The 25,658-nt window shown below is 63.6% G+C and carries 32 protein-coding genes; 12 read left to right on the plus strand and 20 right to left on the minus strand.

Annotation, left to right across the window (positions count from 1 at the left end; genetic code table 11):
* The first annotated feature begins 119 nt into the window (after positions 1-119).
* Positions 120-5,489, plus strand: coding sequence for a hypothetical protein (locus AB0L75_RS16255; RefSeq protein ID WP_365181250.1), 5,370 nt, complete (start codon positions 120-122; stop codon positions 5,487-5,489).
* A 226-nt stretch (positions 5,490-5,715) separates the two neighbouring features.
* Positions 5,716-6,492 carry a phage tail domain-containing protein gene (locus AB0L75_RS16260; protein ID WP_365181252.1) on the plus strand — a complete coding sequence of 259 codons (777 nt, stop codon included), beginning with the start codon at positions 5,716-5,718 and terminating at the stop codon, positions 6,490-6,492.
* 4 nt (positions 6,493-6,496) lie between these two features.
* Here the strand turns inward: AB0L75_RS16260 and AB0L75_RS16265 are convergent, their stop codons facing one another.
* Positions 6,497-6,760: a hypothetical protein gene (locus AB0L75_RS16265; protein ID WP_365181254.1), complete on the minus strand. Its 264-nt coding sequence runs from the start codon at positions 6,758-6,760 to the stop codon at positions 6,497-6,499.
* Positions 6,761-6,856: 96 nt separating this feature from the next.
* On the opposite strand from AB0L75_RS16265, the gene AB0L75_RS16270 reads away from it, so the two are divergent.
* The 8 genes from AB0L75_RS16270 to AB0L75_RS16305 all read left to right on the plus strand — a co-directional run bounded on the left by AB0L75_RS16270 (position 6,857) and on the right by AB0L75_RS16305 (position 13,433).
* Entirely contained in the window at positions 6,857-8,218 is a 1,362-nt protein-coding gene (locus tag AB0L75_RS16270; protein WP_365181256.1) for a hypothetical protein, read from the plus strand.
* A gap of 4 nt (positions 8,219-8,222) precedes the next feature.
* A complete protein-coding gene (locus tag AB0L75_RS16275; RefSeq protein WP_365181258.1) occupies positions 8,223-9,296 on the plus strand; it encodes a hypothetical protein in 1,074 nt (357 codons plus the stop codon).
* 13 nt (positions 9,297-9,309) lie between these two features.
* A complete protein-coding gene (locus tag AB0L75_RS16280; RefSeq protein ID WP_365181260.1) occupies positions 9,310-10,104 on the plus strand; it encodes a hypothetical protein in 795 nt (264 codons plus the stop codon).
* Positions 10,097-10,921, plus strand: coding sequence for a hypothetical protein (locus AB0L75_RS16285; RefSeq protein WP_365181262.1), 825 nt, complete (start codon positions 10,097-10,099; stop codon positions 10,919-10,921). Before AB0L75_RS16280 ends, AB0L75_RS16285 begins: the two co-directional genes overlap by 8 nt.
* A gap of 41 nt (positions 10,922-10,962) precedes the next feature.
* Positions 10,963-11,538 carry a hypothetical protein gene (locus AB0L75_RS16290; RefSeq protein ID WP_365181264.1) on the plus strand — a complete coding sequence of 192 codons (576 nt, stop codon included), beginning with the start codon at positions 10,963-10,965 and terminating at the stop codon, positions 11,536-11,538.
* Positions 11,539-11,572: 34 nt separating this feature from the next.
* Positions 11,573-11,854 (plus strand): hypothetical protein, encoded by a 282-nt coding sequence (locus AB0L75_RS16295; protein ID WP_365181265.1) that lies wholly within the window; start codon positions 11,573-11,575, stop codon positions 11,852-11,854.
* Positions 11,855-12,101: 247 nt separating this feature from the next.
* Positions 12,102-13,166, plus strand: a complete 1,065-nt coding sequence (locus tag AB0L75_RS16300) for a LysM peptidoglycan-binding domain-containing protein (RefSeq protein WP_365181267.1) — start codon at positions 12,102-12,104, stop codon at positions 13,164-13,166.
* 9 nt (positions 13,167-13,175) lie between these two features.
* Positions 13,176-13,433 (plus strand): hypothetical protein, encoded by a 258-nt coding sequence (locus AB0L75_RS16305; protein ID WP_365181269.1) that lies wholly within the window; start codon positions 13,176-13,178, stop codon positions 13,431-13,433.
* A 221-nt stretch (positions 13,434-13,654) separates the two neighbouring features.
* Here the strand turns inward: AB0L75_RS16305 and AB0L75_RS16310 are convergent, their stop codons facing one another.
* The 17 genes from AB0L75_RS16310 to AB0L75_RS16390 all read right to left on the minus strand — a co-directional run bounded on the left by AB0L75_RS16310 (position 13,655) and on the right by AB0L75_RS16390 (position 22,589).
* On the minus strand, positions 13,655-13,921 hold the full coding sequence (locus AB0L75_RS16310; protein ID WP_365181271.1) for a hypothetical protein: 267 nt from the start codon (positions 13,919-13,921) through the stop codon (positions 13,655-13,657).
* A 245-nt stretch (positions 13,922-14,166) separates the two neighbouring features.
* Positions 14,167-14,877 (minus strand): hypothetical protein, encoded by a 711-nt coding sequence (locus AB0L75_RS16315; RefSeq protein ID WP_365181273.1) that lies wholly within the window; start codon positions 14,875-14,877, stop codon positions 14,167-14,169.
* A 374-nt stretch (positions 14,878-15,251) separates the two neighbouring features.
* Positions 15,252-16,685: a DUF3987 domain-containing protein gene (locus tag AB0L75_RS16320; RefSeq protein ID WP_365181274.1), complete on the minus strand. Its 1,434-nt coding sequence runs from the start codon at positions 16,683-16,685 to the stop codon at positions 15,252-15,254.
* A gap of 201 nt (positions 16,686-16,886) precedes the next feature.
* Complete coding sequence (locus AB0L75_RS16325; protein WP_365181276.1) at positions 16,887-17,690, minus strand: histone-like nucleoid-structuring protein Lsr2; 804 nt, start codon at positions 17,688-17,690, stop codon at positions 16,887-16,889.
* Positions 17,691-17,831: 141 nt separating this feature from the next.
* Positions 17,832-18,044 carry a hypothetical protein gene (locus AB0L75_RS16330; protein ID WP_365181278.1) on the minus strand — a complete coding sequence of 71 codons (213 nt, stop codon included), beginning with the start codon at positions 18,042-18,044 and terminating at the stop codon, positions 17,832-17,834.
* A gap of 16 nt (positions 18,045-18,060) precedes the next feature.
* Entirely contained in the window at positions 18,061-18,276 is a 216-nt protein-coding gene (locus AB0L75_RS16335) for a hypothetical protein (RefSeq protein ID WP_365181280.1), read from the minus strand.
* Complete coding sequence (locus AB0L75_RS16340; RefSeq protein ID WP_365181282.1) at positions 18,273-18,785, minus strand: hypothetical protein; 513 nt, start codon at positions 18,783-18,785, stop codon at positions 18,273-18,275. Before AB0L75_RS16340 ends, AB0L75_RS16335 begins: the two co-directional genes overlap by 4 nt.
* Positions 18,785-19,024, minus strand: a complete 240-nt coding sequence (locus tag AB0L75_RS16345) for a hypothetical protein (RefSeq protein ID WP_365181284.1) — start codon at positions 19,022-19,024, stop codon at positions 18,785-18,787. Before AB0L75_RS16345 ends, AB0L75_RS16340 begins: the two co-directional genes overlap by 1 nt.
* Positions 19,021-19,272, minus strand: coding sequence for a hypothetical protein (locus AB0L75_RS16350; RefSeq protein ID WP_365181285.1), 252 nt, complete (start codon positions 19,270-19,272; stop codon positions 19,021-19,023). The genes AB0L75_RS16345 and AB0L75_RS16350 overlap by 4 nt, the downstream gene beginning before the upstream one ends.
* Complete coding sequence (locus AB0L75_RS16355; protein ID WP_365181287.1) at positions 19,269-19,502, minus strand: hypothetical protein; 234 nt, start codon at positions 19,500-19,502, stop codon at positions 19,269-19,271. Before AB0L75_RS16355 ends, AB0L75_RS16350 begins: the two co-directional genes overlap by 4 nt.
* A 2-nt stretch (positions 19,503-19,504) precedes the next feature.
* Positions 19,505-19,801 (minus strand): hypothetical protein, encoded by a 297-nt coding sequence (locus AB0L75_RS16360; RefSeq protein ID WP_365181289.1) that lies wholly within the window; start codon positions 19,799-19,801, stop codon positions 19,505-19,507.
* Between the two features lie 65 nt (positions 19,802-19,866).
* The gene (locus AB0L75_RS16365; RefSeq protein WP_365181290.1) at positions 19,867-20,136 is read right to left on the minus strand and encodes a hypothetical protein; all 270 of its coding nucleotides are present in this window, start codon (positions 20,134-20,136) and stop codon (positions 19,867-19,869) included.
* Positions 20,137-20,514: 378 nt separating this feature from the next.
* Positions 20,515-20,727: a hypothetical protein gene (locus AB0L75_RS16370; protein ID WP_365181292.1), complete on the minus strand. Its 213-nt coding sequence runs from the start codon at positions 20,725-20,727 to the stop codon at positions 20,515-20,517.
* The gene (locus tag AB0L75_RS16375) at positions 20,724-20,975 is read right to left on the minus strand and encodes a hypothetical protein (RefSeq protein ID WP_365181294.1); all 252 of its coding nucleotides are present in this window, start codon (positions 20,973-20,975) and stop codon (positions 20,724-20,726) included. Before AB0L75_RS16375 ends, AB0L75_RS16370 begins: the two co-directional genes overlap by 4 nt.
* Positions 20,972-21,286, minus strand: coding sequence for a hypothetical protein (locus AB0L75_RS16380; protein WP_365181296.1), 315 nt, complete (start codon positions 21,284-21,286; stop codon positions 20,972-20,974). Before AB0L75_RS16380 ends, AB0L75_RS16375 begins: the two co-directional genes overlap by 4 nt.
* A 5-nt stretch (positions 21,287-21,291) precedes the next feature.
* A complete protein-coding gene (locus tag AB0L75_RS16385) occupies positions 21,292-21,657 on the minus strand; it encodes a hypothetical protein (RefSeq protein WP_365181297.1) in 366 nt (121 codons plus the stop codon).
* Between the two features lie 578 nt (positions 21,658-22,235).
* Positions 22,236-22,589, minus strand: a complete 354-nt coding sequence (locus AB0L75_RS16390; protein WP_365181299.1) for a hypothetical protein — start codon at positions 22,587-22,589, stop codon at positions 22,236-22,238.
* Positions 22,590-23,993: 1,404 nt separating this feature from the next.
* Between AB0L75_RS16390 and AB0L75_RS16395 the strand changes: the two genes are divergently transcribed.
* Positions 23,994-24,389 carry a hypothetical protein gene (locus AB0L75_RS16395; protein WP_365181301.1) on the plus strand — a complete coding sequence of 132 codons (396 nt, stop codon included), beginning with the start codon at positions 23,994-23,996 and terminating at the stop codon, positions 24,387-24,389.
* A 328-nt stretch (positions 24,390-24,717) separates the two neighbouring features.
* Here the strand turns inward: AB0L75_RS16395 and AB0L75_RS16400 are convergent, their stop codons facing one another.
* Complete coding sequence (locus AB0L75_RS16400; RefSeq protein WP_365181302.1) at positions 24,718-25,050, minus strand: Lsr2 family protein; 333 nt, start codon at positions 25,048-25,050, stop codon at positions 24,718-24,720.
* A 129-nt stretch (positions 25,051-25,179) separates the two neighbouring features.
* Between AB0L75_RS16400 and AB0L75_RS16405 the strand changes: the two genes are divergently transcribed.
* Positions 25,180-25,395: a hypothetical protein gene (locus AB0L75_RS16405; protein WP_365181304.1), complete on the plus strand. Its 216-nt coding sequence runs from the start codon at positions 25,180-25,182 to the stop codon at positions 25,393-25,395.
* Positions 25,396-25,471: 76 nt separating this feature from the next.
* Here the strand turns inward: AB0L75_RS16405 and AB0L75_RS16410 are convergent, their stop codons facing one another.
* On the minus strand, positions 25,472-25,642 hold the full coding sequence (locus AB0L75_RS16410) for a hypothetical protein (RefSeq protein WP_365181306.1): 171 nt from the start codon (positions 25,640-25,642) through the stop codon (positions 25,472-25,474).
* Between the last annotated feature and the right edge of the window lie 16 nt (positions 25,643-25,658).

Below are 25,658 nucleotides of genomic sequence, written 5' to 3' on the forward strand. Positions count from 1 at the left end.
CCGCCGAGCGAACCGAGGAGCGTGCCCTCGCCCGCGAGATCGCGGAGGTCAAGCGGGAGCAGATCGCCGCCGCCCGCCAGGCCGCCGCCCAGCAGAAGGCGGCACAGCGCGAGGCGCAGGTGGAGACCCGCCGCCGCATCGCCGCCGAGCGAACCGAGGAGCGTGCCCTCGCCCGCGAGATCGCGGAGGTCAAGCGGGAGCAGATCGCCGCCGCCCGCCAGGCCGCCGCCCAGCAGGCAGCAGCAGAGCGCGAGGTCCAGCTCGCCACCCGTCAGCGCCTCGCCGAGGAGCGTCTCGCGATCCAGGCGCGCACCAGCGCCCTACAGAACGAGCTGCGGGACCTGGCCGTACAGCGGCGCGAGTACGCCAACACCATTACCGCGAATCAGCGCCAGCTCCGGGCCTTCATGGCCGAGCACCGTGGCAGCACCAAGAGCGCGGCCGATCAGTGGAAGTCCCTGTCCCAGGGCACGGAGACGTTCGGTACGAACTTGGAGCAAGTCGGCCGGTCGATCACGCAGAACCTCGTGGCACCGCTGGCGCTCGCGGCTGGCTACATGACGAAGATCGGCACGAAGAGTGCCGACATGCAGTTCCTCGCATCCCGCGGTCTGGAGCGAGCTGGGTTCGACAACAAGGACGTCATGAAGGGCGTCAAGTCCATCCAGGAATTCGCGGTAAAAACGCCGTTCAGCCTGGAAGACATGACGGACAAATTTCAGCAGCTCGCTAGGAATTTTCAGTCGTACGGTGACTCGACGGGTGTGTCCCTGAAGAAGTCCGAAAAGCTGATTCGGGGTATCGCTGACTTCGCCGCTTCGTACGGCGTTCTGGACCCTGAGCGGGTCAAGGGCGCCATGTACAGCGCGGACATGATGATGGACATGTCCAAGCTCAATACCCGGAGCTTGAAGCAGTTTTCACGCGGTACGGGCATCCCGATCAATGAGCTGGCGAAGATGGCCGGGTTCAAGACGTCCGGAAATAGCGATGAGGACACCGAGGCCAAAGAGTTCCTGAAGAAGGTTCAGGAAAAGGGCGAAGGTGTCTCCTCCAAGCAGTTCTTCGCAAACTTCCTTAAGGCGTACGACACGCGCAAGAACGTCAAGGGCACGGCGGCGACGATGGGGTCCGAGTCGATCGGCGGCAAGCTCCAATCCGTAAAGGAACAAGCGCAGCTTAGCTTCGGTAAGCAATTCGGCGACTTTAATTCGGAGACCGGCCGATTCGAGTGGACCGAGCTGGGCGAAACGGTCCGCAGTCTCATCGATCGGCTCGGTGACCTCCTTAAGGACCCTGGGTTCCAGGAGCTGACCGGAGGCCTTCTGGGCCAGTTCGTGCGCGCGCTGGGGCTTCTCCTGACGGGCGTCGAGAAGGCCGAAGGGTTCCTTAATGACCACCCGTGGTTGAAGGACTTGGTGGCCAAGGCCGTCAAGGTCGCCGCGGTACTCGGCCCCCTGGCCATAGCCGTCGGTCTGGCAACGAAGATCATCGGCAAGATGGGCAAGTCCTTCACGCCGCTGCTCAAGGCAGGCGGAGGCATTGCCAAGGGAGTTCGGGGTGCATACCGGACCGGGAATCAGTTCCTGGCCGGAGTGACGGCCGGGCAGGGCAACTTCCGCCAGGCGTACCGCGAACGACGGGCCGAGTCCCACGATGGGGATGACCGCTCGGTCGGTCGGCGGATGGTGGATCGTGCTCGTGGCCAGGACAGCCGAGCCGAATCGGTACAGCTCGACACGTCAGCCGCGGAACGCGCGTTGCGTGAGGTTGACCAGAAGATCGAGACGATCAAGGCTGCCATCCGCGCCCTGAATGAATTGAAGCTGACTAACCTCGCCGAATCACTGGGCGGGGAGGCCGGCGCCACCGTGAAGGCCGCTGCCCGCGACGCTGACCAGCGGATCGACAGCGCCCGACGCTCGGTGGGCCAGTTGGACCAGGCCGACCTGGGCACGATCGGCGGCAAGTTCCGTACCTTCGAGGGCGCTGCCAACTCTGTCGAGCAGCAGGTGAAGCAGGTCCACGCGGCCGTGCGTGAGCTCAATGACGCGCGGCTGGGCATGGTGCGCCAGCAGGTTGAGTACTTGAAGGACAAGGCCGACACCGCCAAGCAGCGGGTCCGGGACGTGTCCGGCGCCGTCGGCGAACTTAACGACCGGTCGCTTGCCCAGCTCCGGACTCGCTTCGGATCCAACCTCTCCCCCGCGATCAAGGGGTCCTACACCGAGGCGAAGAACCTCAACTCGAAGGTCATCGACGTCAACGGCCGTGGGCTCGGCCAGGTCACAGGGCGAGTGCGGACGCTGGCCGATGCCCTGGAGAAGGCGGCAGACAAGGCCGGGCGCCTGGAAGGGAAGATCACCGACGTCAACGTCCTCACCGGTTTCGGTGGCGGCGACGGCAAGGGAAAGGGCAAGAGCGGCGGTAAGAAGCACGCCCTGGGCGGGATCGTGCCGGGCTACGCGCCCGGCGTCGACAACTATCACGCGATCCTCTCCCCTGGCGAAGCAGTACTGCGGCCGGAAGTCGCGTCCGCCCTGGGCTCCGACACCATCAACAGTTGGAACGCCGCAGCAGCTCGTGGCCGCATTACACGCCACGCGAAGGGGACGGCAGGTAAAGGCTCTTCGAAAACCGGGACGTGGCCGCTGTCCGTCCTGGAAGAGCTGTACGACATCGTCAACGTAGGCCCCGGAATCGGGGCTTTCAGCGGCGGTATCAGCATGGCGTCCGCCGGGGCAGGTATCGGCGGCACCACCGGCTCCGCCGTCCGGCACTGGGGTGCCCAGGCAGGCGGCGACACATCCGGCCGACTCGTGAACGACCGCTTCGGCCGACTCAAGACCTTCGTGCTGGACAGGGTTCCGGACTTTCTGACCAAGGCACCGACAGGTATTGGCAATCTGATCGGCATCGCCGCGGGCGGCATCGCGCCGACCGCCGGCCAGCTCTTTTGGGATGACATCTGGAAGGGCGAAGGGAACATCGCCCAGCGTGGGCTCCAGTTCGGAACCGACCTGGTCAAATCCATTCCGCAGATCCTCAAGGACCTGGTCTCGAACGTCTGGGACTCCGGTGCCGAGATTATTGGCGCCCTGGTCGACGCAATATCCGATCCCATCGGATTCTTCGAGGGCGCTTTCAAGTCCGTGAAGGAAATGTTCACGGGCATGGTCGATCAAGTCCGCGAAATGGTCGCTCTACTGAAGGAGATCTGGTCAAACCCGTCCGAGTACGCGTCGGAGGTATTCGATTCATTCATCGGCCGCGTGGCCGAATTGATGCCGAACACCAAGGGGCTATTCGCCTTCGCGGACGGCGGGATTGTTCCCGGATACTCTCCGGGCAACGACAGCGTCCGGGCAGTTCTTTCTCCGGGAGAAGCAGTTCTCCGCCCAGAAGCGGCACGTCTGTTGGGGCACGCAGCAATTCGGCGTCTCAATGCCGGAGCGAAGTCCGGTTCACTGCCGGACACGGCCCAGGGCGGCGTGACCGCCGCCGTCGCTGCCCCCGACGCCACGGCGTTCGAAGAGGCCGCCAAGCGCATCGTCGCGGCTGTGGCGTCGATCGAGTTCTCGATGCAGCAGCTCCGCGGAGCTTCTGACACGTCCTGGGCGCAGATCACCCAGCGGGTCACGGCCGCAGTGGACGGGCAGCTCGTCCCGGCCTACCAGCGTCAGGGGAACTTCCTGACGGGGCCTCTGACGCAAGCAACCCGGCAGTTCCAGTCCACGAACCGGAGCTCGTGGTCCGACATCCAGAGCAGCACTGGATCCGCGGCCGGCCGAGTGAATGATTCATTCACTCAACTGCGGTCCGGGCTCTCGGGGCTGTCGGGCTTCTTCCGGCAGACAGGCCAGACGATCGAGAGCACCTGGCGTACGGCCATGTCGTACGTGGACTCTTCGACGAGGAGCACACTCTCCGGGCCGTACAACGCTGGCGTGGTGCCGATGCTGTCGGAGATGGCGAAGCTGGCAGATACCAAGGCTCCGCTTCGCATGCTCGCCTACGCGGCCGGGGGCATCGTCCCCGGTTATCAGCCGGGAGTGGACTCGGTCCCTGCCGTGCTCAGTCCCGGGGAGGGAATCCTTCGCCCGGAGGTCGTACGCGCCCTCGGCGCAGAAACGATTCTGCACTGGAACGCGGCAGCTCGGCGGGGCGGGAACGCCTTCGCGGACGGCGGCATCGTCGGTGACGGTGGTTCCTGGGTGCGCAAGCACAAGGACGATCCGTACGAGGGCTACGAGGAAGCTGTCCACAAGGGTTGGGATGCGGCCATCACTCCGCAGCTCAAGTCCATCGCCTCGAAGTTCGGTGAGGTGGGCAAGCTCAACGCGGGAGCGTTCGGCAAAGCCGAGGGGTGGCTCGCCCAGTGGGGCAAGTGGGCCGATGACCACACGGGCGGCGGAGGCAGCCAGGTCGTCAAGCTCGCCCTCCAGGAGGCGAAGACCGGGGACCTCTCCGGCCGGAAGTACATCGGCGGCTCATACGAGTCGTGGTGTGCCGACTTCGTCTCGTGGGTGGTGGACCACGCGGGGGCGACCGCAGCCTACGGCGGGTCCCCCACGGGGACGCCGGACAACCGCTGGCCTGCGGTCTCCACCTGGGTCTCGAAGATGGCCCGCGTGCCGGCCGGCGAGGCTCGTGCTGGTGACCTCATGGTCTACCAGGGCTACGGGCCCGGTAACTGGGGCCACATCAATATCGCCACGGGCAAGCAGGGCAACTCCCTGGAGACCGTCGGCGGTAACGAGTCCCGCAGCCTGCGGCGTCAGCTCGGCTACGGCAACCGCGCCGATGGCGCACTTCGCCCTCGTGGTGGTGCACCCGGCACCGGCAACGGCCCTGTCCTCAATCCGTGGCCGGGCTCTCTGGCCGCTCTGTCTGAGGGTGTCGGCGACTACGACATGCCCACAGGCGACTCCATCACCCGGTGGCGTCCGCTCGTCGAGCGGGTCATCAGAGAGCTGAACGGCAAGGGAGGCATCTCCTCCAAGGACGTCGGTCTGATCCTTCACCGGATCGGAGTCGAGTCCGGAGGCAACCCGAACGCGGTCAACAACTGGGACTCCAACGCGAAGGCCGGCCACCCGTCCAAGGGCCTGCTCCAGACGATCCTCGGGACATTCAACGCGTACGCGGGGCCGTACAAGTCCCTTGGCCAGTTGGACCCGTTGGCGTCGATCTACGCGGGTGTGAACTACGCGATCGACCGGTACGGCGACGGCTGGCGTCGGGCGCTGTCAGGCACCGCGGGCTACTGGACCGGCACCACCTCCGCCTCGCCGGGCCTGGCCCTGGTCGGCGAGCGCGGCCCGGAGCTGGTCGATTTCCGGGGCGGGGAGCGGGTGTACAACGCGGGTGAAACCCGCGATCTGTTCGGCCCTCGCTACGAGATCCACATTCACGAAGCCAAGGCCGAGGACACGACCCAGGCCGTGATTCGCGGCCTCCAGTACGTGGAGGCGATGTACGCCATGTGATCGAGAGGAGTGAGCAGTGCCAATTCCGGCGTCATGGGACTTTCTCCCGGAGATACCTCCGGAGAGTCGGCCCAGTCCCCCAGTTCCGAGGAAGTGGGGGCACACCTACGTATCGATCACGGGCAGTGCCGGTGAGGGGGAGGAGATCCCCCTCACCGGTTTCGGGGGGCGTCACTGGCCTGCCATCTTCATGCAGGCCGGCGCCACCGGCCTCGACATGCCCCCGATGGAAATCCGTTCCGACACCAGCCCGAACCTTGCGGGCTCGATGTACCGCTCCACCCGGGCCGCAGCGCGGGAGATCATGATCCCGCTGTTCCTGTACGGCATCGACCGCTACACCGTCCGGCAGCTGAAGCGGAAGCTGATCCGCACCCTCAACCCGGACAACGGACCCTGCGTGCTGCGCATCCAGGAGTCCGGCCAGCCTCCCCGGTATCTGACGTGCTGGTACAAGGGCGGCCTGGAAGGCAGCGAAGCAGAGGACAGCAGCGGCTTCCGATGGATCCGCTACGGCGTTCAGCTCACCGCGATGGACCCTTGGTACTACGGCGATGACGTCCACGTGGCGGAATGGACGTTCGGCCGGGGCTCCTCGTTCCTAAGGCCCGCGAAGTCCCTCTTCCCTCTCTCGATCAGCCAGGGGCTCGTATCGCGCAGCGACTTCCCCGTGACCAACCCCGGCGACGTAGACGCGTGGCCCACCTGGGAGATCGCGGGCCCCGTGAGGCGGTTCCGGCTCACTTGCGGAGAGCGCTCGTTCGGCATCGACGGCAAGACCCAGGACGCGGTACCCAGCGGTACCACTCTCAAGGTCGATACACGCCCCGGCCACAAGACCGTGCTGGACGGCACGGGCAAGAACTACTGGCCGATGCTCGACAACGGCCCCTCACTGTGGCCGCTGCCTGCGGGCAGATCAGAGATCGGCATCGAGCTGGTTCCCGGCAGCACCAACGCTTCATTGCGCATGACGATCGCCCCCCGCTACGAGACCTACTAAGGAGTCACCTCTCCGCTGCTTTCAGGAAGTCAGATAGCTCTTTGCTCTCCTTTTCAACCTCTGGGTGCAGCTTCTGAGTTTGCACCCTCAGGTCAACTGGGACGTCGGATCGCACCATCACCTGTGCGAGAACCTCTCCCAGCTTGGTTCCGTGCTCCCCCATTTTGCCCTCGTACTTGTCGACCAGATGCTTCTGGAAGCCTTCCCAGGCCTTCTTGGTTTCTTCTTCGGCCGTCTGGATGGCCTTCTTAAACAGGTCTGCACTCATGGCTGCCAATCAAGCACAAGACGTTGACAGGGGAGGGCGGGCACTCCGCCTGTCCACCCAAACGAATTAAAGTTCGCACGCCCTTAGGAGGCTCCCTTGGGGTACCGAATAGAGGTCCGCGGCCGTCCCGACGAGGACGGCCTCATTCATCGGATCGGAGAGCTGGACACCTGGATCAAACTGGATCTGATCATCCGCTACAACCAGCAGGGCACGTGGCAGCTCCTCGTCAAGGACAAGACCAGGCAGGCCGATCTCCTGGAGAAGGGCGGCGGGATCGCTGTCTGGCTGGACGGCCGTGAAGACGAACCGATCTTCTCGGGCCAGATCGAGCAGTTCCAGCGCTACTGGACCGTCGATCAGCACACGGGCGAGGGCTCGGTGTACGTCGGCGGCAAGTGCGACAACAAGCTCCCCTACCAGTACCTCGCCTTTCCCGGCGTCCGGGCATGGGGCACGGACGCCATGAGTGTCTACCCCGCGAGCGAACAGTGGAGGGACCGCGACCGCGATGCGCGACCGGTCGGCGGGGAAGCCGGCCAAGCCTTGTGGGTCGAGATGGATATGGCGTTCGGGGCCCGCGGCCTGCTCGGCCGGAAGGCTCCCGGTGTCACCCTGCTCCCGTCTCCCGCTGCTGATCGTCCCGGTGTGCCGCCGAGGATCGGCGCCAAGGTGGCCGGCACGGTCCGCTACGACAACCTCGGCAGTCTCGCTGAGAAGTGGACCAAGGAGGGCGGGTTCGGCTACCGCTTCCTGTGGAGCCCCGACGACAAGAAGATCAAGCTCACCACGTTCCTCCCGCAGGACAGGACCCGCAGCGTGCGCTTCTCCCCCGAGCTGGGGAACCTCCGCGAATACGTCGCCACCCTGACGGCGCCGCGCGTGACGCGGGCCATCGTCGCAGCACAGGGTGAGGGCAAGGACCGCTTCATCCGCCAGTACCCGGAGTCCGGCTACGGCCCCGACGGCCTGACCGACGACGAGCGCGAATGGGGCCTGGTGGCCGAGCAGTTCATCGACCGGCGCGACATCCCGCTGAAGACCGATGCCAGCGGCAAGCCGACCCTCAACAAGCCCAAGGAGGGCGCCTTCTCCCTGCCGCCCGGCGCCAAAGACGAGGCCGAAGCGCTGAAGGTCTACCTGGACGCGATGAAGACGGCCGCGGACGCCGTATTGAATGAATCATCGAAGAACGGCAATTTCCAGGTGTATCCCGTCGAGACGCCTCAATGCCGGTTTGGAATTCATTATTTCATCGGCGACAAGGTGTCTGTGGACATCGATGGCGAGGTCTACGAAGACGTTGTCCGAGAAGTCAGCATCACGGTCGAAGACGGCGGGCGGGTGGAAACCGTCACCGCGAAGATCGGCGAGCAAGGGACCGGTGAGCCGCTGAACTTGTACAAGCAGGTATCCGAAATGCGCGAGAAGCTGCGCAAGCTGGAATCAAGGATGTGATCCCGTGGCGGAGATAAGTTTCCCCTTCGAGAAGGACGGTGGCACGGGAGGCCGCCAGGGTGTGAGTCAGGTGGACTGGCAGCGCATGGCCACCATGTGGGGCGGGGACCGTGTGGCGGCCCGGATCACCGCCTCCGCCCCCGATGCTACCAGCCTTCCATTCTATGCCCGGATCCTCCCCAACACCCGCACCCTCGAAGTGGCAGCGGGTGAAGCCTGGGTCGGCGGCTTCTTCTACCGGTTGGACGGAACCGCACAGTTCCAGATCGGCCCTAACTTCGACGCGGCCAAGGACCGGCGCGACGTGGTGGTGATTCGCGTGGACCACACCAAGGGGTCCGTGAACATGGACATCCGCCAGAGCCAGCCCAGCTCGAACCCCGCCCCGCCGCAGCCGCTCCAAGAGCCGGGCGGCCAGTGGGAGATGGTCATCTGGGAGGTCTTCGTCCCGAGGAACAACGGCACCCCTCAGCTCTACGACCGTGCCCCCTTCGACGCCCCGCCCCGGGTCGCCTACCCGTGGTGGGCCGACGACTCGACGCGTTTTCTTCCCCAGGGCTCCTTCGCCCTCGACCTCGACAGCGACGCCCGCCACGTCCAGGAGGAGCTCTACAAGGGTCGCGACGGCTTGGCGATCGCCCGCACCCTCGGACGGTCTCTGAACTACGCCCCCGAGCTGGTCAACGCTGCGAGCCTGCCGAAGGGCTTGTCGCTGCGGGGGCGTTGGCGCTGGGCCGCCCCGAACCTGTGCTGGTTCAGCATCGACTTCCAGAACGCATCGAACACCGACATCAAGGCCAGGGACGGCGCGCTCTCTTTCACCCTGCCGCAGAACCTCAACGGGGTGATCGGCCAGTCCTTCGCGGGCTACATGCTCAACTCCGGGTATCGAGGCGGCCTGCCCAACTACGTATCGATCACCGGCATGGCCAACGGCGGCAACAAGGGCAAAACCGTCCGCATGACGTACCCGAGCCAGAACTACCTGAGCGAGGGGCTCGACTACCTGACCGTCTTCCCGTCCCAGACCTCGATCGTCGTCTCAGGCACCTACGAAACCAACGCTTTCAACGAGTAGGAAGGAATCATGGATGACTGACCGCTATCTGTTCGGCGGAGGCACCTCCGATGTCGCCGAAGACGCGGACGGCAAACGCGTCGCGGGTGCCCCCGTCACCATCTGGGACGGCCCGAGCGACACCTCCTCGCGGGTCATGGACCTGGTGGACGTCGAGAACGGCTCCCAGATCGAGCAGTCGACGCTGACCGCAGATGAGTACGGCTACATCCCAAGGTTCCTGGGTCCCCCGGGGGTTGAGCGCCTGTGGGCGAAGGCCGGCACGGTGGGCAAGCGGGTCGAACTCATTCAGATGAGCCTGTCCACGCGGATCGCGAAGCACGCCACCGACACGGACCCGCATCGGGATCGCGACTATGCGGACAGGAAGTTCGAGGCCGCCGTGGGCCGCACCGGCAGGAACGACGTTGCAACCATGCCCGGCGGCGATGCGTGGCTCACCGTCGAAGCCGCAGACGGCACCAGTGACGTGATCCGCTTGACCCGGGAGGGGCAGGTCGGTTCGCAGCTCAGGAGTAACGGGTGCCTGTACATCCAGCCCTTCACGAACAACGCGGGCCTCGTCGTCCAGACGAAGAACGGGTCGGACTCGACGAACGCGATCCTCGTGCAGGGCGGCGCTGACGGCACGGCCTCCGTCTTCCGCGTCCGCAAGTCGGGCAACGTGCTCATCGCGGGGTCAGTGCAGTCGGACGGCAACGTGATCGCTCCGAACATCGGGACCGCGCGCCTGTTCTCCGGTCCGGCATCCGCTCTGCCGCCCACCAGCCAGCTCAGGCCCGGGGATGTGTGGGTGCAGTATGGCTAACCAGATCAAGGTCTGGGACGGGGCGACCTGGGTGGACCAGACCTCGAAGGTCTGGGACGGGAAAGCCTGGGTCTCTAAGCCGCCGTTGTACTGGGACGGCCAGGGCTGGATGTCGGCCGCTCTGCCAGCCCGCGAGTTCGCCGCGTTCACCGGCTCGAACAGGGCCAATTATAAGGAAGCCCGCTTTGTCGGCCTACCCGTTCCGGACGGAGTTCGTGTCGGCGATTTCGTCGTCTCAATCTGCGCGAACATGAAGGGCTTCGCCAAGCTCGTGTCCCCGGCGGGATACCTCCCTCAGGTCGTCTTGTCGCCCAATGACGAGATGTCCTTCGCAGCGGCCTGCTGGCCTTACACCGGGCGGGAGGGCGATGTGGTGTGGGACCTCGGCGACTCCCCGCAGGCAGCGTGCATGAACCTGCTCTACCGCAACGGCGACGTCACGAACCAGTCCGTCACCCCGGTCAGCGACATGCAGTTGTACAAAGCGGTCGACAAAGTGCCCCTCATGCCGTCTCGGGACTTCACCTCCGTCTTCGTTGCACTCGCGGTGTCCCGGCAGGTATCGAGCTACTCCTGGCCCGAGGGCGTTCTCCCCCGTGACGCCGTGGTGGGCCGCTTCGGCTCATACGAGATCAGTGCCTTCGCGGCTGACACACCAGGGGCTGGCGCCTCGCTCGGCAGTCTCCAGCTCAACACGTCCGTCGATGCCGCGGCCATGTACCTCGTAACCATCCCCGGTAAGAGCGACGGGAAGCCGACCTGGATTCTCGGTGACGCTACCGCCTCTGCCCTTGGATCCACTACCTGCCTTCAGTGACGCCTCTTGGGCACCCCACTATTCCCGAATAGGAGGTTAGCGTGAAATTTCCTGCGCTAGAGAAGTGGTCCACGCGTGAAGTGGTCACAGCCGACAAAATGAACGAGCAAGTTCACAACGCCTTCCAGTTCGCCTTTAACCCGCCGTTCATGAAGGCGATCACTCGTGGAATTCCGCAGCATGTCACAGGAGGGAGAATCTCCGAAGTCACTTGGGGGTGGCTGGTTTCACCCAACAATTGGAGCGACCGCACCGAAAACATCAGTGAATTCAAGGTCCCACTTGACGGCATCTACGCAGTAGACCTGAGGATATCCGGCCTCGCAGCAAAGTGGGGCAACTTTTGGTGCTACGTACGCAATGACACCAAAGGACTCGGAGTATCCGGTCTCAACTTCCAACCCCAGGGCGCCTACAGCGCATCAACGTCTATTCACACAATTCTTCCCTTCGAGAAGGGGGACATTGTTCGCACCCAGTTTTACGTTTCGGCCGGCACAGATGCCGAGCTATTCAACACCAGTCAGGCGAATAACGGTTCCTGGTTCAACCTGGAGTGGAGAGGTGCCATCCCGGACGGCATTAACTTCAAGGATATGTACGGGCTTCAAGGCTGAAGACCACTAGAAACCACACGACTGCGAGCCGCCTATGAGCAGCCCAACTCTCATACTCGACATCTTCGGACTCGTCGGCATCGCGGCCACCGTGCTGGGCGGCTACGTCGTCCTGAGAGCCACGAACGAAGCCAAGACCGCGGAAGTGTGGCGCGGTGAGGCCGAGGCTCAGAAGGCCCGCGCCGACCGCCTCCAGGACGACCTCACCGAGATCAAGCAGCGCCTGACGAGCATTGAGCGGGAGAACCAGCGGCTTATCGAGGTGCTGACGACCCTGGACCCATCGCGTCTGGCCGCGCTGCAACGCACCAACTGAATGAATTAACTATTCGCGGGCTGGCTTCGGCCAGCCCTTTTTCATGCCCTTTTGGAGGCGGCCTATGAGTCAGGTTTCCAATGTTCTATCCATAGCTTTCGGGGAGGTGGGCTACCAGGCGGAGCGCGCTCCGGGTGAGCGCCCCTCGGGCCACCAGAAATACTCGGGGCAGGTTCCTGGCCTTGAGTGGTCCAACTACCAGCCGTGGTGCGCGACTTGGGTTTCCTGGGTCGCGATGAAGGCCGGCGTGGCCGGTCTCTTTCCGCGTACCGCGAGTGTCTACACCGCGATGGAGTGGTTCAAGCAGCGAGGCCGCTGGAGCGCGTACCCGGCCATCGGTGCCATGTGCATCTACGGCACTTCGGGCAGCACGCACACGGGTATTTGTTACGCGTACGACGAGACGTACATCTACACCGTGGAAGGCAATACCTCCCTCACCAACGACGCCAACGGCAACAAGGTGATGCGTCGGCAGCGCCTTCGACGCGACTCTTACGTCCACGGCTACGGATACCCCGCCTACGTGGAAGGCATCACCACCGCGGACCCGTCCAAGAAGGGTCTCGCGGGCTACACCTACGCGGCATCGGCGTCCTCGCCGGCCACCAGCTCGGGCGGCTCCACGGGCAAGTACCGGATCAAGGCCGGGCAGACCCTTGGCGGCATCGCCGCACTGCTGGGCGTATCCCTGGCGGCCCTCCTCGCGGCCAACCCCCAGATCAGGGACCCCGACCAGGTCGACGAAGGCCAGGAAATCAGCGTGCCTGCCAAGCCGGCCCCGGACAAGCCGACCACTCCCCCGGCGAAGCCGACGCCGGAGCCGAGCAAACCGATGCCGCCACAGCGTCCGGCGACGAACGGCGACTTCTATACCGTGCGGTCCGGCGACAGCCTCAGTGGCATCGCACGCAGCTTCGAGCAGTCGCTCTCCGCCCTGCTCGCACGCAACCCGCAGATCACCGACCCGAACGTCATTCAGGCCGGTCAGAAGATCCGTGTCACCGGCTCGACATCGGCACAGGAAGCCGCCTCCCGTGCCACCGCCCCGCGCCACGCCGCGCGCAAGGCCATCACCACGGCCAAGACCGCGAAGGCCACGGTGGGCAAGCACCGCAAGCCCGCTGCCACGGTCGTGCAGTGTCACTGCTCCTGCCCATGCTGCGGCGCCCCAAAGCTGATCCCACAGCCGACGACCGGGCCGGCCGACGTACCGAAGCCGGTGAAGCCGAGCGAACCCCCGAAGCCGCCCAAGCCCCCAACTACCGGGCCCACGCCCACCGCCACTGCCTCGGGCCCCGAGGCCAAGTAAGGAGCACTCATGGAATTCCTGCGCACCCACTCTGTCCGTATCGTCGCGGCGCTCGCAGCGCTTACCCCACTGCTCGTCGCCCGCTGGCCGGGGATCGACTGGTACGCCCTGGCTGCTGTCGCCGCAGCACTGCTCGGAGCCGGTGAAGTGGCCCAGCGGGTCGAGAACAACAAGACCAGCGAGGCGCTCCGCCAGACCTCGCCGCTCGACGAGCTGGCCGCGATCCACATGCAGCTCGCCCAGCGCGAGCGCGACCTCGCGCGGTGAGGCATACGTACTGCTCCGGCTGATGGCGAAGAACCGCAGCAAAATCAGGACCAAGGGCCTGTTTAGTCCGTGACTCGCATGCGTTTCCTTGTCTCTGCCGTACACCCCTGTGAAGATCATTTTGCGGCCGCCGCTGATCGCAGAGTCCCCCGTCTAAGGCAGCGGCGGCCCTGCCCTGCACGTTTACGTGCAGGGCTGTGTCTCTGGCATCTCCGAAGGCGCTACTTCGGTTGGCCGCCCATCGGGGTACTCACGAACCTCGGCCTGCCCTCACGCTCGACGACTTTAAGCCGCTCCAGCACCTTCAGGTGCTCGGCATACCCTCGCTCGATGGCGCGCTCGATGTCTTCCACGGTGCTTAGCTGCTTGGCCTCATCGACCGCCTTCTGTACGACTTTGCCGTACCCGAGTGCTGTGTCGATGGTGACCTCGAACTTGCCCCTCGGGACGTTGAGGCGCACTTTGCCGGCCTCCTTGCCGTCGATCATGACGGCCCACGTCCCCCAACTTTCGGTCTTCTCAATCTCAATCTGCACTGGTCCCCCCGTCAGTCGGACGCTTCTCGGCCCTCGCTCGGGCCATGGCCATGTGCTGGTCGCACCTCAGGACTGCTGGCCCCCGCCCCGTCGGAGGCTCGCGGAAGATGACCTCACCGGCGCAACCGCCATGGTGAGCGTTGATGCATGCCAGGTCGAACGTCTCGGTCATTCGTCGCCCCTGATGCCGCTGCTCATCACTGTTTCACTTTCTCGATCGGAGTCCACTTCCAGGACTCACCGTCGTGAGGTTCACGCAGGTACCCGACAACTTCGCCCGTGGCCACGTGCTGGATCGGCCTCCCCAGGCCGTCATCCTCCTCGGGAAGCGTATCGGCGACCACCGACAACTGAGCAGCGGAGCTTGGTGCCTGCCCTTGCCCAGCAGACTCGCCGTCCATGGCGGCTGGCGGGGCAGTGGCCCACCAGATCGCGGTCTGCCATGACGGGCACAGCAGCGTCTCTCCGGTCTGGGCGTCTCGTACTTCGTATCGGTGCTCGTCAGGGTTATGTACGAGGCGGGCAAGCGTGCTCTGCGTCGGCTCCTTTGACCTCTTGCCTCCCTTCCCGCCGTAGAGCACCCGCACATTCACGTCCGGCGAGGTGCGCATTCCGGGGATCTTGCCGAGCTGGGTCTGTTGCCACTCGCCGACCTCGGGCTGTCTCGCGCGCTCGATGGCGCCAGCCCCGGGAAATAGGGTGACCCAGGTTGAGCGCTGGTCGATGCTCGTACCAGCCGCGCCGACGAACAGACGCCAGCCCTTGGTGCGCGTGCCGTTGCGTTGGGCCGTGACCTCCTTGGGCTGGGCCAGGAGGTGGCCAGTGCGAACCACTCCGTGCCCGCGGGTGTCGACTCCTTCAGCCCGGATGTAATCGTTGACTCGCAGCTCGGCGAGCTGGTCCTTCATGCGTGCTCTCTTTCGTCGGGGTGTCTGGTTCAGCTCGTGCTCGGGGATGTCGTTGAGAATGGCCAGGTGCCGGACGTTCAGGACGCCGGTACAAGCAGCGCAGTCACAGTCGTGCATGCAGTAGCGGCAGTTCGGTACGTCGCAGTACGGATCGGGGCCGTGGTAGTGGCTGGGGTCGGGCTCGTCGCAGCCCCAACTCCCACAGGACCGGTCTCCGGATCGGGGGAAGACGCGGTGCTCGCGGGTGAGTCCGTGGGCCAAGGCCTCTCCGGGACAGTCAAAGGTGGACTGCCGGGCTGCCTCGGGGGTAACGAAGACAGCCCGGCAGTGAAGACACTGGAGGCGGCCCTCGGGCCGCCTCCGGATCTGGTGTCTCACAGGCATGCAGCGAACGGGTTACTGGGGGCTGGCGCCGCCTGCTGCGGCTGCGGCTGCGGCTGCGGCTGCGGCTGCGGCTGCGGCTGCGGCTGCGGCTGCGGAATGACAACCTTCTGCGCGCTGGCGCGCCGAGGGGCGGGCTTCCGCTTGGTGACCGGTGCCTTCTCGTGTTCGACCAGCTTGAGTACGGGAGGCTCGTCCGGCTCGCCCTCTTGCTGCTTCTCGGCTCCATCTGCGATCAGGCGATAGATGATCGGCTTCGCCCCCGCTGTCGACGACTTGCCCTTGAAATACTCGACGTCATCGAGCTGGTCGACTGTCTCGCGCAGCCCCTGAGCATTCGTCCGGGCTTGGAGCGAGCGGAGCAGCAGGGTGGACGTAGCCTCGCCGCCGTGGCGCTTGAGGGTTTCGCGGATTACGTCGGGAAGGCTCTTGACCTTGCTCTGAGTGCCGCTTTGGTTCTCGGTGACCAGCTTCTCGACCGAGTTGATCGAGTACTGCACGAACTGCCAGGCCGCCATGAGGGCCTTCTTCGAGATGCGCGTCTTCATCTCCGAGGCCGCGAGGACGGCCGCCACGCGGAGCACCTGCTCGGCGGTGCGCTCGAAGTACACCCCGACGTGCTCCGGCGTACCGGCCATCTTGCCGATCATGTACGCCCGGATCTCGTCATAGGCCTTGTGGGCCTCCTTGGCAAGAGCGATCTCGCGCGGCTTGGCCTTCGCCCACCTGTATGCCTCGGCAAGTCGCTTGTCGGCACGGATCGGAGTCCGCTTGCCGTAGGGCAGCATCTTGCTCTGCTCCACCAGGACAGGGAGCAGGCGGTTGTACGAGCCGCCCAGCGCAGCGCTGCTGCTGACGTGCTTCTGCCACTCACCAGGTGTCACGTGGACGGTGAAACCGAGCAGAGGTGCTTCGACCTTCTGCACATCCCCCGTTCCGTCCTTGCCCTTGGTCCGGTTGGAGATCTCGTTGCCGTCCCAGGCCGTGCGGAGCTTCTGGTCGAAGGTGGGGCACCTCTTCGCGAGCTTGAGGACTTCTGCCCATTCCTCCTCCACGATGAGGGCTCGCCCGTCAGGGCCGCCTTCGCTACCCATCGACGCCAGCTCGATGCCTTGGAGGTTGGCGACCAGAGAGGGTCCGGACGTGATGCCGTTCAGAATCCGTGTGGAGAAGAAGCCCTGGAAGTGGGGGCCGAGCAGGGCCCTTGAGGCCCGGTAGGCGGTCCCCTTGCACCCGATACCGGAGCGGCCGGCGAGCACAGTCCAGACGCAGATGGGCCGTCCGCTTTCGGTACGGACGAGCCCGTTGATCGCTGCTGAGAAAAGGCTGAGGGTGGAGGCGTAGATGCCTATGGGGTCCGCTTCGGTCTGCGGCATGATCGCGTCGACCGCGTCGCCGATGGGCCCGTACCGCATGGTGTCGAACATGGTGGTCCTCTTATTCAGTGCAGCGAGCGGCAAGGGGGTCGCTCGCGTGGTCGGGACAGACGAACTGCCCGGTGGTGGGGTCGTATCCGGCCTCGCAGTGCTCACAGACGTACTGGCCGCACACCGGGCAGTCGCCGTAAGGCACATCCGTCGTGTCAAGGTCTTCGAAGCAGACGACGCAGATCAGGTCTGGCTCTGGGGTCACGAGGCCACGTCCAGGTCGAGCTCGCCCTGCCCGGCGTGGGCGCGGAGGTATGCCTCGCGTACGGCCCCAGGGATCACACCCCGATTGCTGATCGTGTAGCCGTGCTCCTTGGCCCAGGCCCGGATCTGCTGGGCCTCGGTCAGCTGCGGGGGCAGCGACTGACTAACCCGACGGCGGATCTCCTTGTCTTCCTTCTCCTTGCGCTCCTCGGCCCACCGGACACTCGACTCCGCGAGGCGCTTGGGCACTTCGGTGCGCTGCCACTCGACGTAGGTCTTCATGGCGTTCGCTTCGCGCTCGCGCCGCGTGGACTTCTCCTCCGCCGTCTCATGACGGACATCAGCGGCCGTCTTCTTCGCCGCAACCTCGGGCAGGGCGTCGCCGCCGCTCCACTGCCCGGACGTCACGGCCTCCCGGAAGACGCCGGCCCGCGTCGCGTCCATGCACGGCGTACCGGCCGCCGCCGCTTCGGCGATCTTGTGCGGGGCGGGCCGGATGCCGCAGATGATGAGAACCGTGTCCTCCTGGACGTGACCAACGATCCGATGCCCGGCGTTCTCCAGCGCCAAGCGGGCAGCCTCCGGCTCGTAGCCGGGGATCGTGCCGGTGATGACGACGCTGCCCCGAGCCACGACGGCCGCCTCCAGGCCGTCACTGCCGAACACTGCGGCGAGCTGGGCCCCGAATCGCTCGGCGTGCTCGGCGCATACGTCCCACACCTGCCGCCCAGCGACGATCACAGTCGTAGCGGCCCGGTCCTCGGACCCCTTCTTCTTGCATCCCATGCAGAGCACGGCCATGTGCGTCTCCTCTCGTCGATCACCCATGGCGAAGGGCCAGGCCCGAAGGCCTGGCCCCCGCCAGAGGTGTCCCGCCGTCTGCGGGCATGAAAAAGGCGGTCCACCGTCTGGTGACCGCCGCTTGCCTTACTTGCTGCGCTGCTAGCTGTGCTCGATGACCCAGCAGCGCTTCTTCCGGTCCCACGCGACGTGGGTCCCGCCGTGCCTGTTGCCCGCGTAGACGTGCGGGGCAGTCCGCCAATCGGTCTCAGGGCCCATCCGGTCCCCGAAGTGGACGTTGAGGCCCGCGTCGTCGAGGGCGTTCAGTGTGTCCATCAGTTGCTGCCACAGCACTTCCTCCTCAGGCTTCTTCACGATCAACTCCCTTGATTCAGTAGCGGGTTCGAGTGTCGGACCGGCCGAGGTAGCGGACGTTCGCCTGACGAAGGGCACCCGGTGCGAGGTGCTTGTGCGCCCACGTCCACGCCGCCTCGCTGGCTGCATCCCGGCCCTTGGTGGTCCTGACCACCTGGACGTGCTGTTGGCCCTTCCCGTCGGGCCATTCGACCAGAGCCCAGTGGTAGGCGTAGGTCTTTCCGCTGCTCATTTGCCCCCCATAGTCAGCTCGATGGCTACGTGGCACTGCATGGTGGTCGGCATGTCGAGCCAGCGGGCCCGGTTCCGCTCACTCAGGTTGTCGTGCAGAGCCACGCAGGCCGCCGCTGTCCAGCCATCGACGAACACCCCGTCGACATCGGCCGCAGCGTGCAGCTCGGCTATCCGCCGGTACTCGCCGACCCGGCCCTCAGCCCGCCATCGCTCCTCGGCGCCCCGCTCCCAGGCAAGCTCTGCCGACTCCACCTCGTTGGGCTCACGAATCTCGTAAGAGCTGCGCGGGAAGACGTGCGACCTGCCGACCCAATGCCGCTTGTCGTACGTGTCGTCATCTACGAAGCGCACGTCGACATGGTGAGCGCAGTACCCCACGGGGTTCTCTGGAGCAGTCGAATAGCGAGACTGGAACGTCACGACCACAGCCGCGTGCTCGGGGCAGAACGAATCAGCGCAGCGACCGAGCGGGTTGACTTGAAGACCGGACTTGAGCGTCTTCCTCATCAGGCTGCGACCGCCTCTCGGAGCAAGCATCGAGAGGTGATGTACGTCTGGGCGACCTCATGCACCAGCAACTCGGCGACCATCTGGGGGTGGTGGTACTTGTCGGCCAGCTCACCGCATGCCCTGAAGGCCTTCGTCACGGCAGCCACACGGGCAACCGGCTGGCCCCACGAGGCTGCCCCAGCTGCCTGCCCACGCACCGTTGCGACGTCATCCATGTACCGCTGCATCATGCTCATGAGCGCGGCTCCATGATGAGGGTGACGGGCCAGACAGTGGCGACGTAGTGGCCATCCCTGCGCAACTCCCAGAGCGGGCCGACCTCGAAGGCCTTCGTCTTGTTCTCCCAGCTCCAGAGCCGCAGCGTGCGCACCGCGTGCAGCTCGTTCTCGCGGTTGGTCCACGAGTGCACGGGGTGCGGGTGATCGGATCGATAGATCCCGAGTGCTCCCGTCTCGGGGTCGAAGTCTGCGTGCCAGTCGGTCACTTGGTGTCCTCCTTGATTCGTCGTTCGCGGTGCACGTGGTGTGAGTCGTTGAATTCCCCGTCACCGTGGTTGTCGCAGTACGCGGTACTGAGCCAGCGCCGGATCCCGTAACGCTCCATATCGATCCAGCGCGTGGCGGGTTGGCCGCAGCCGGAGACCCAGCACCCAATGCGCCCGTCATTGAGCGTCTGGAAGTGCCGTACCTCGCTTTTGGTCGAGCCCTTGCCCATCGCTACACCCCTTCGGCGGCGGGGGCCGTGCCGTCATCGAGGGTCGGTGCGCTCGGGGCCCGGCCCTTGGGTTCGGCATCGGTGTCCGGTCTGATCTGTATCCAGCCGCCGGGAATGTGGTCGAGGCGGAACGGTGGGCCGTACTCCGTCCACTTCGACTGCCAGTCCTCCCCCTCCCCGAAGCTCATGGCGTACGTAGCGATGTCGTCCCCGTAGGCCTCGCGCCAGCCCTTGAAAATCGGGAAGAGGTCCGCGAAGTCGTCGACTACGACGGAGGCCCGAGCGGCCAAGGGGTGCATGTCTTCTACGTAGTTAGGGAGGCCGTGGGGGTCCCGTTCCCCAAGTGCCATGACCCACATCTGGCTCATCCTTCGCACTCCCCGACGAGGTCATAAAGGAACGAGTTGTAGTCGTTGTGGTAGTCCTTACGGAAGATCCTCGGAGGCTTAACGACGCCGTTCTCTTCCGCGATGAACCAGAGGGTCATGGCAGGCATCTCCCGGTAGAGATGCTGGCGCCACTCATCTAGGAGGATGTCCACGAAGGGCTCTGTCTCGCTCTCGCACCAGATGCGGACCCGAATCCTGCTTCGGTCCTCTTCCCACTGTCCGGCACGAATGGTGATCTTGGGCATTGCGTTACTCCTCCGCAGTGTCAGTCTTGGGGTCCTCAATGAGATAAGGCCGCTCAGACCCGTACGCCTCGCAGAAATCCGCGAACTCCTGTTGCGTCTCGAACGTGAACCAGTCACCGTGTCCTACGTCTTTCGAGTACACGGCGGAGAAGAGCGGGCGGATTGGGTTGCCGTACTTCGGCTGCCATGGGAACCAAATGGCTATCTGTGCGGGACGGGTCCACGTAAAGACTGTGCGGTTGATGACGTGCCGCATATCCGGCCCGGATTCATATGGGTCTCGACTCACGATTCTTCCTTCTCGCTGATCTGTCACGGTCTGACAAGCCATACAAAGGGCCGCCCAAGGGAGACTTGGGCGGCCCCAGGTAAAGCAGGTCAGTGCGTTTGTCTCTTCATTTCGCAATCCACGCAGGTGCAGGCGTCCGGTTCCCAGTCGCCGATATCGTGAACGTGACACGGAGTGCAGATTCCGCCGATCGCTTCGCCCGCGCTGTTGTAAGTCAGCGGGCCGTGCAGATCTTCTTCCCACATATCGAGCGGAGTTCCGCTTATCTCCTTACAGATCTCGCACAGGACTTCAGGAATCACTCCGCTTCCTCGCCGTCCACGATATTCACTCCGTGAGGTTCATCGTCCTCGTCATCCTTTTCCGAATGTGCGCGCATTACCTCTTCGGCTGTGAAGGTGTCACCGAATGCGCGGAAAAGTGCAGCGAGGGCTTCCGCTTCAGAGCACGTCATGTGGCATTCGTAGTCATCGACAAGCGTGGAAGCGAGGCAAGCCCACTCGTCGACAAACGACTGAGCAGCCTGCATTTTTTCAGGTGCGGTATTCAAGGTGTCTCCACTTCAAAGGTGCAGTCTCGTGCATCGTTCCAGCTATAGAGAGAGGTCTGTCCAGGCTCTCCTATTTCTTGGTTCGTGAGGCGGATGATTTCGCCCTCATCCACACAGTGGGCATACATGAAGCGATGAGCCTTGACGTAAGCGGCGCAGGCTTCGACACCAGATGTCACAATCGTCCATTGCCCCTGTGCCGGATCTTCCGGAACGTCAAAGGTGAAGGTATACGACCGGCATTTGTAGTGACTAGGATTGGTGCATTGTCGTATATAGAGGCCATCGATAGACGTTGTTACTTCCGCCATCTGAGCTATCCCTTCAAGAAATTCTCAATGTCGGCGATACCGCGATCGCACAAGAGAGAGACTGTTTCGTCATCCTCGGCTGCGGCTATTTCCTCGTTCTCATCTGTCGCACTGGCCAAGTGGTATGCGACGCCCTTATCAATCATCGCTTGCGGGTCGACCCCATTCAGTCGAGCCAGCCTCATAAGCGCGTCGACCAAATCGGCCCCTGTTGCCATCAGATCGGATTCGCCTACCTGGTCGGCGTCGCAGTCCTCCACCCAATCAGAGGTATTTCCCATGTTCAGGGCGTACGCGTCCAGAGCATCCAGCGCCCACTCAGCGAGCACAAAATCCCTCTCATTGGCGGGAAGGTCTGCGAACTCGGGCATCTCTAATTCCTTTCCATTGAATTTCTGGCCGCCTTGCTTTGACGGGCCATGGCCGCCCCCTACTGCTGGCAGGGAGCGACTAAAGCACGCCAGCGCTAAGTCAAAGGTCTTTTAGCGGGTGTACCTGTTTTTCCAAAGATTCAGTTCTACGAACGCAGGAGGGAGTCCGTAGCTCGCGGCATAGGTGACCGCCTCGCGGTACGTGCTGAACCGCCTGTGCCAGGCTGGTCCGATGTGCGCGACATACATTTAGGGTCCTTTCAGCCCAGGCCCAAAGCGGCCATGAGGTCATCCACGGTCGGCGGGCATTCGTGTGTGGCTTCCCATATGGCGAGCGCGGCCCGCGCCACAGATTCCGTGGGCCTATCGGTGAGGCCCAGAGCAAAAGCGATGGAGTCATCCGGGCTGCATTCGATTGCCACGCCTTCACCGCACTGGCAAAGGGTTCGGACGCTGCGTGTCGTCACGAGGGTGCGGGCGAACTGGGGCACACCAATACCTTTCTCTACGTCTGGTCGCGGTGACCAGCCATGGAAAGGCCAGTACCAGGGCACCGGCCAGACCAAAGCAGTTCAACGCTAGAGAGAAATAACGTCACCATTGACTACATCGAATATGGCGAGCTGGGATTCGAGGCGCCCCATTGACTCCGCTTCGGCCCGATCCATGACATTCATGGAGAGGTCGAGATACACCAATCCCTCATCAACCCACGCACCGAAAAAGAGGCCCCGCCCAGCAACACCGGCCAAGTAATCGGCCATGTATGCAGAAAGACTTCCGGGGCCGAAGTCGTCCAGCGGAATGGTTCGCTCGCTTCCCGCGATGCTGACCATGTATCCGCAGGTGGGGGCAGGAGAGAAAGGGGAGAAGGTGAGGCCACCGTCACGGATGATCGCGTGGCACTGCTCGGCAAGGGTCAAAGTGGTCATTGGATCTACCTCAATCGCATCGCACATCAACTTTTTGGTTAGCGATAGACGCCTCACGGGCGCCGTAGAGCCCCGGGCCAGAGTCGAACTGACAGGCCCCCCACCGGGGCCGGGGCGACGGGCTCACATACTTGAGGCCACTCTTTGCGCCGTCGCTCAAGGCTTGGTGCTGAGTGCCGGACGTACGGTGTTGCCCTGCATTCTGTGACCTATCCATTACGGGCCGGTCATTTCCCGCTCTCGGTTCTCTCTCCACTCCCGGTACTCCGTCTAGCGCCTGACACCGTTAGGTGTGGGTGATGCTTCGGGCCTTTGTGGGTGCAACCCTCCCTGGTTTGGAAGGGCGAGACGTATGGTCTGTTCCTAGCTGGTCTGCCTATCGCCCTGAGACGGACTCACATAGGCACTCATCACTAGTGCATGTCGGTTTGGGTTCGGCCCTATCAGCCGTTCCTGTCGCAATCCCTGATCCCGTACGCCTGACCCTCGTTTCCGCATCCCCGCTCAGCGGGTGGTACTCCGGGTGGCTCTGTGGGGCGGTTGTTTCGACACCCAGAACATTACGCGGATTCACCTCGCACATCAACTTTTATGTTGTTGGCGACTTCACGACACCCCAGCTCTTGATTCAAAGGAAGACGCGCGTTGCATGGCTCAAGTGGTCGAGTCAATAGGTATCCGGGTGATTACCGTCACCTGAAATCCCAGGGAATCTCACTCCGCGTATATGTAAATCTCGATTAATTCACTCACCGCTACCGAGTGAATGGTTCGGCGCTCGCTGCCCGGCTTCCCTCAGGGAGTCCGGATGAATGAATCAATCGCGTGATCCATCTCACACGTAGACGGGGGTAATGCCATCATTCATTCAAAGAGGACCCACCGGGGGCGCCTTCCTTAAGTCGTGTACGGGTATGAACTTCCCCTGCGATTACCTGCCGGCCTGACGGTCGGAGAGTGGAGAAAGACTCTTCTTGGCCCCCGAAAGGCCGGCTGAGATGCCCTAGAGGCCCCGTGGCCTCATTTTTGGGCGAGATGGTACGTGCTTCGCCCTGAAGGAATGAATTATTCGAGTGAACTGTGCCACTATTCCACGGATCGGCATCGCCGGTTGCGTCCGATCACACCTACATAACCTGTGCGGGGGTCTCTATACCTCTATCCATTGCCAGCAGGTTTGCGTGTCAGCTACCAGCTAGACGGGAGGGGGGTGTACTCCAGTCAAGCGATGCCGCAACGAGCCCCCAGGAGACCCCACTTGTGGGGCTCGGCTCGTACTTTGGTGGGCCGGGGGGTGGGTGTGCTGGAAGAACCCCTACCGGCCACAACACGACGACTGGTGGAGTAATGCTGGGATCAGTTCGTATCCGCTGACATCATGACCTGCGTCTGACCTTCGCAGGCATGCCGCAGGTAGCGGCGGAAAGGACTTGGAAGATGTCATCCCGCGCGACTGAGAGAAGTGACTTCATCGTGAATCTTGGAGGATTCAGGACAGCGCTTGAAGCAATGGAAAGAGATCTTCCCGACACCGTAGCTAACGGCGAAGGGTACCGGGACTACAGACTATATTTCCATTGGCTCACTGGCGAGGTAAATCAAGACGAGCGAGTTAAGAAGCTCAGCCGAGAGGATCAGAACACTCTCGGAGAGAAACTTGATGCAGAAGTCGAGTGGGTGGGAGAAGTCAGGAGAAAAGGGCGTTATCCGGCCGATAACGAATATGCAGCTCGCTGCAAGTCCTTGCGTGCCACCTTTGATCCAATCCTTAAGAAGGTGGGAATCGAATTCCCCAAGTGACGACACCAACCCGCTCGCGGGGAAGGACCCTTGATCACCCTGCGACGAGTGGCTCAGAGTCTCCAGGAGACCTCACTCCTGGAGACTCTGGTCGTTGGACGAGCGCCCCATTCAACGTCCATGAATGAATGAATTAACTCGTTAAAGGCGAGATGAGCCATACTTCGAGGACTTGGCGTCACCAAATTGCCCCCTAACACGTACATCTCTTGTTAGGGCGGTTATACATCCCCGGACAAGCCCTTGGAGCTGCCCTCCGACAACAGAAAGCCCCCTCCCGGAAGAGGGGGCCTACTCATGAGCTTCTTAGAGTTGTTCTTAGCTGGTGTCAGTGGGCCTTGGCGTACGCCTCGCGGACTTCGCCGGGCACCCTGCCGCGATTGCTGACCTCGTAGCCGGCCTCCTTGGCCCACGCACGGATGGCGGCGGTGTCCTTTTTGCCGCCGGCCTGATGGGAAGGGGAAGGCTTTCCACGGCTGCCGCGGACGCGTCGACCAGCCTTGAGGAAGGGACTCACGGCCTCCATGAGCTTGTCGTAGCTGTCGGGGCCAAGGTCGACCTCGTAAGCCACGCCGTCAATGACGATCTGGTGTGTAGCTGCCTCAGTGGACTCTTCGCCCGTGAGGTCATCGGTGTAGATAGTGACGATTTTCTGTGCCATGAGCCAAGTCTATGGGTACTTTAGGCTTCGAGTACCCGCAGCTATAAAAAGCACCCCCTAGGAGACACCGAGAGCCCTTTGGGAGTTTCCCGACATGCGTTAGAACGGTCTGAGCCTCACTCTGGACCTATGGACCGCCCACCCGTCGTCGTCCACCCGCCCGGGGCCAAGGGCCGCCTGGTGACAATCCGCGGTGAACGTTACGGGGTCGCCTACAGGTTCTCCGACGTCGTTGAGTTCCTCCGGCAGGCAGGTCTCGACCCCGACGACATAGACCTCAGTGACTCGGAGTTGGTCGAGTGGAGGGGCGGCAGCATGGAGAGCTGGCCGGCCCCGGACTCGTAATCGACCTCGCACTCACTCCAAGGGTCTGCCTCACTCAACAGCCGACCACGTGTTGCGACCACCCTCCGAATTCGCCTCATTCGGCGGGGCCTTCGTCACCGTGCAAGGGCTCTCCAGACCGGGCTCGTAGGCCGAGGCGCACCCAGAAACCGGCGTCCGCGCGTACCGCGTTGCACTCCGGGTTGGTGCACCACCACAGCTCGGTCTGGCGCCGCTCGGCCAGCGCACCGCAGAACCGGCAGCGCATCCACACTCTCCCTTGG

The organism is Streptomyces sp. NPDC052101 (genome assembly GCF_040680235.1).
Taxonomy (GTDB): Bacteria; Actinomycetota; Actinomycetes; order Streptomycetales; family Streptomycetaceae; genus Streptomyces.

What these genes read in the sequence shown, in the direction of transcription:
- AB0L75_RS16265 (WP_365181254.1), bottom strand. Translation starts at nt 6,760, where the DNA reads ATGAGTGCAGACCTGTTTAAGAAGGCCATCCAGACGGCCGAAGAAGAA.
- AB0L75_RS16315 (WP_365181273.1), bottom strand. Translation starts at nt 14,877, where the DNA reads ATGAAGGACCAGCTCGCCGAGCTGCGAGTCAACGATTACATCCGGGCT.
- AB0L75_RS16260 (WP_365181252.1), top strand. Translation starts at nt 5,716, where the DNA reads ATGGAAATCCGTTCCGACACCAGCCCGAACCTTGCGGGCTCGATGTAC.
- AB0L75_RS16390 (WP_365181299.1), bottom strand. Translation starts at nt 22,589, where the DNA reads ATGACCACTTTGACCCTTGCCGAGCAGTGCCACGCGATCATCCGTGAC.
- AB0L75_RS16365 (WP_365181290.1), bottom strand. Translation starts at nt 20,136, where the DNA reads ATGCCCAAGATCACCATTCGTGCCGGACAGTGGGAAGAGGACCGAAGC.
- AB0L75_RS16360 (WP_365181289.1), bottom strand. Translation starts at nt 19,801, where the DNA reads ATGCACCCCTTGGCCGCTCGGGCCTCCGTCGTAGTCGACGACTTCGCG.
- AB0L75_RS16385 (WP_365181297.1), bottom strand. Translation starts at nt 21,657, where the DNA reads ATGCCCGAGTTCGCAGACCTTCCCGCCAATGAGAGGGATTTTGTGCTC.
- AB0L75_RS16320 (WP_365181274.1), bottom strand. Translation starts at nt 16,685, where the DNA reads ATGTTCGACACCATGCGGTACGGGCCCATCGGCGACGCGGTCGACGCG.
- AB0L75_RS16400 (WP_365181302.1), bottom strand. Translation starts at nt 25,050, where the DNA reads ATGGCACAGAAAATCGTCACTATCTACACCGATGACCTCACGGGCGAA.
- AB0L75_RS16340 (WP_365181282.1), bottom strand. Translation starts at nt 18,785, where the DNA reads ATGAGGAAGACGCTCAAGTCCGGTCTTCAAGTCAACCCGCTCGGTCGC.
- AB0L75_RS16335 (WP_365181280.1), bottom strand. Translation starts at nt 18,276, where the DNA reads ATGAGCAGCGGAAAGACCTACGCCTACCACTGGGCTCTGGTCGAATGG.
- AB0L75_RS16345 (WP_365181284.1), bottom strand. Translation starts at nt 19,024, where the DNA reads ATGAGCATGATGCAGCGGTACATGGATGACGTCGCAACGGTGCGTGGG.
- AB0L75_RS16355 (WP_365181287.1), bottom strand. Translation starts at nt 19,502, where the DNA reads ATGGGCAAGGGCTCGACCAAAAGCGAGGTACGGCACTTCCAGACGCTC.
- AB0L75_RS16295 (WP_365181265.1), top strand. Translation starts at nt 11,573, where the DNA reads ATGAGCAGCCCAACTCTCATACTCGACATCTTCGGACTCGTCGGCATC.
- AB0L75_RS16325 (WP_365181276.1), bottom strand. Translation starts at nt 17,690, where the DNA reads ATGGCCGTGCTCTGCATGGGATGCAAGAAGAAGGGGTCCGAGGACCGG.
- AB0L75_RS16395 (WP_365181301.1), top strand. Translation starts at nt 23,994, where the DNA reads ATGCCGCAGGTAGCGGCGGAAAGGACTTGGAAGATGTCATCCCGCGCG.
- AB0L75_RS16410 (WP_365181306.1), bottom strand. Translation starts at nt 25,642, where the DNA reads ATGCGCTGCCGGTTCTGCGGTGCGCTGGCCGAGCGGCGCCAGACCGAG.
- AB0L75_RS16305 (WP_365181269.1), top strand. Translation starts at nt 13,176, where the DNA reads ATGGAATTCCTGCGCACCCACTCTGTCCGTATCGTCGCGGCGCTCGCA.
- AB0L75_RS16380 (WP_365181296.1), bottom strand. Translation starts at nt 21,286, where the DNA reads ATGGCGGAAGTAACAACGTCTATCGATGGCCTCTATATACGACAATGC.
- AB0L75_RS16280 (WP_365181260.1), top strand. Translation starts at nt 9,310, where the DNA reads ATGACTGACCGCTATCTGTTCGGCGGAGGCACCTCCGATGTCGCCGAA.
- AB0L75_RS16285 (WP_365181262.1), top strand. Translation starts at nt 10,097, where the DNA reads ATGGCTAACCAGATCAAGGTCTGGGACGGGGCGACCTGGGTGGACCAG.
- AB0L75_RS16405 (WP_365181304.1), top strand. Translation starts at nt 25,180, where the DNA reads ATGGACCGCCCACCCGTCGTCGTCCACCCGCCCGGGGCCAAGGGCCGC.
- AB0L75_RS16310 (WP_365181271.1), bottom strand. Translation starts at nt 13,921, where the DNA reads ATGATCGACGGCAAGGAGGCCGGCAAAGTGCGCCTCAACGTCCCGAGG.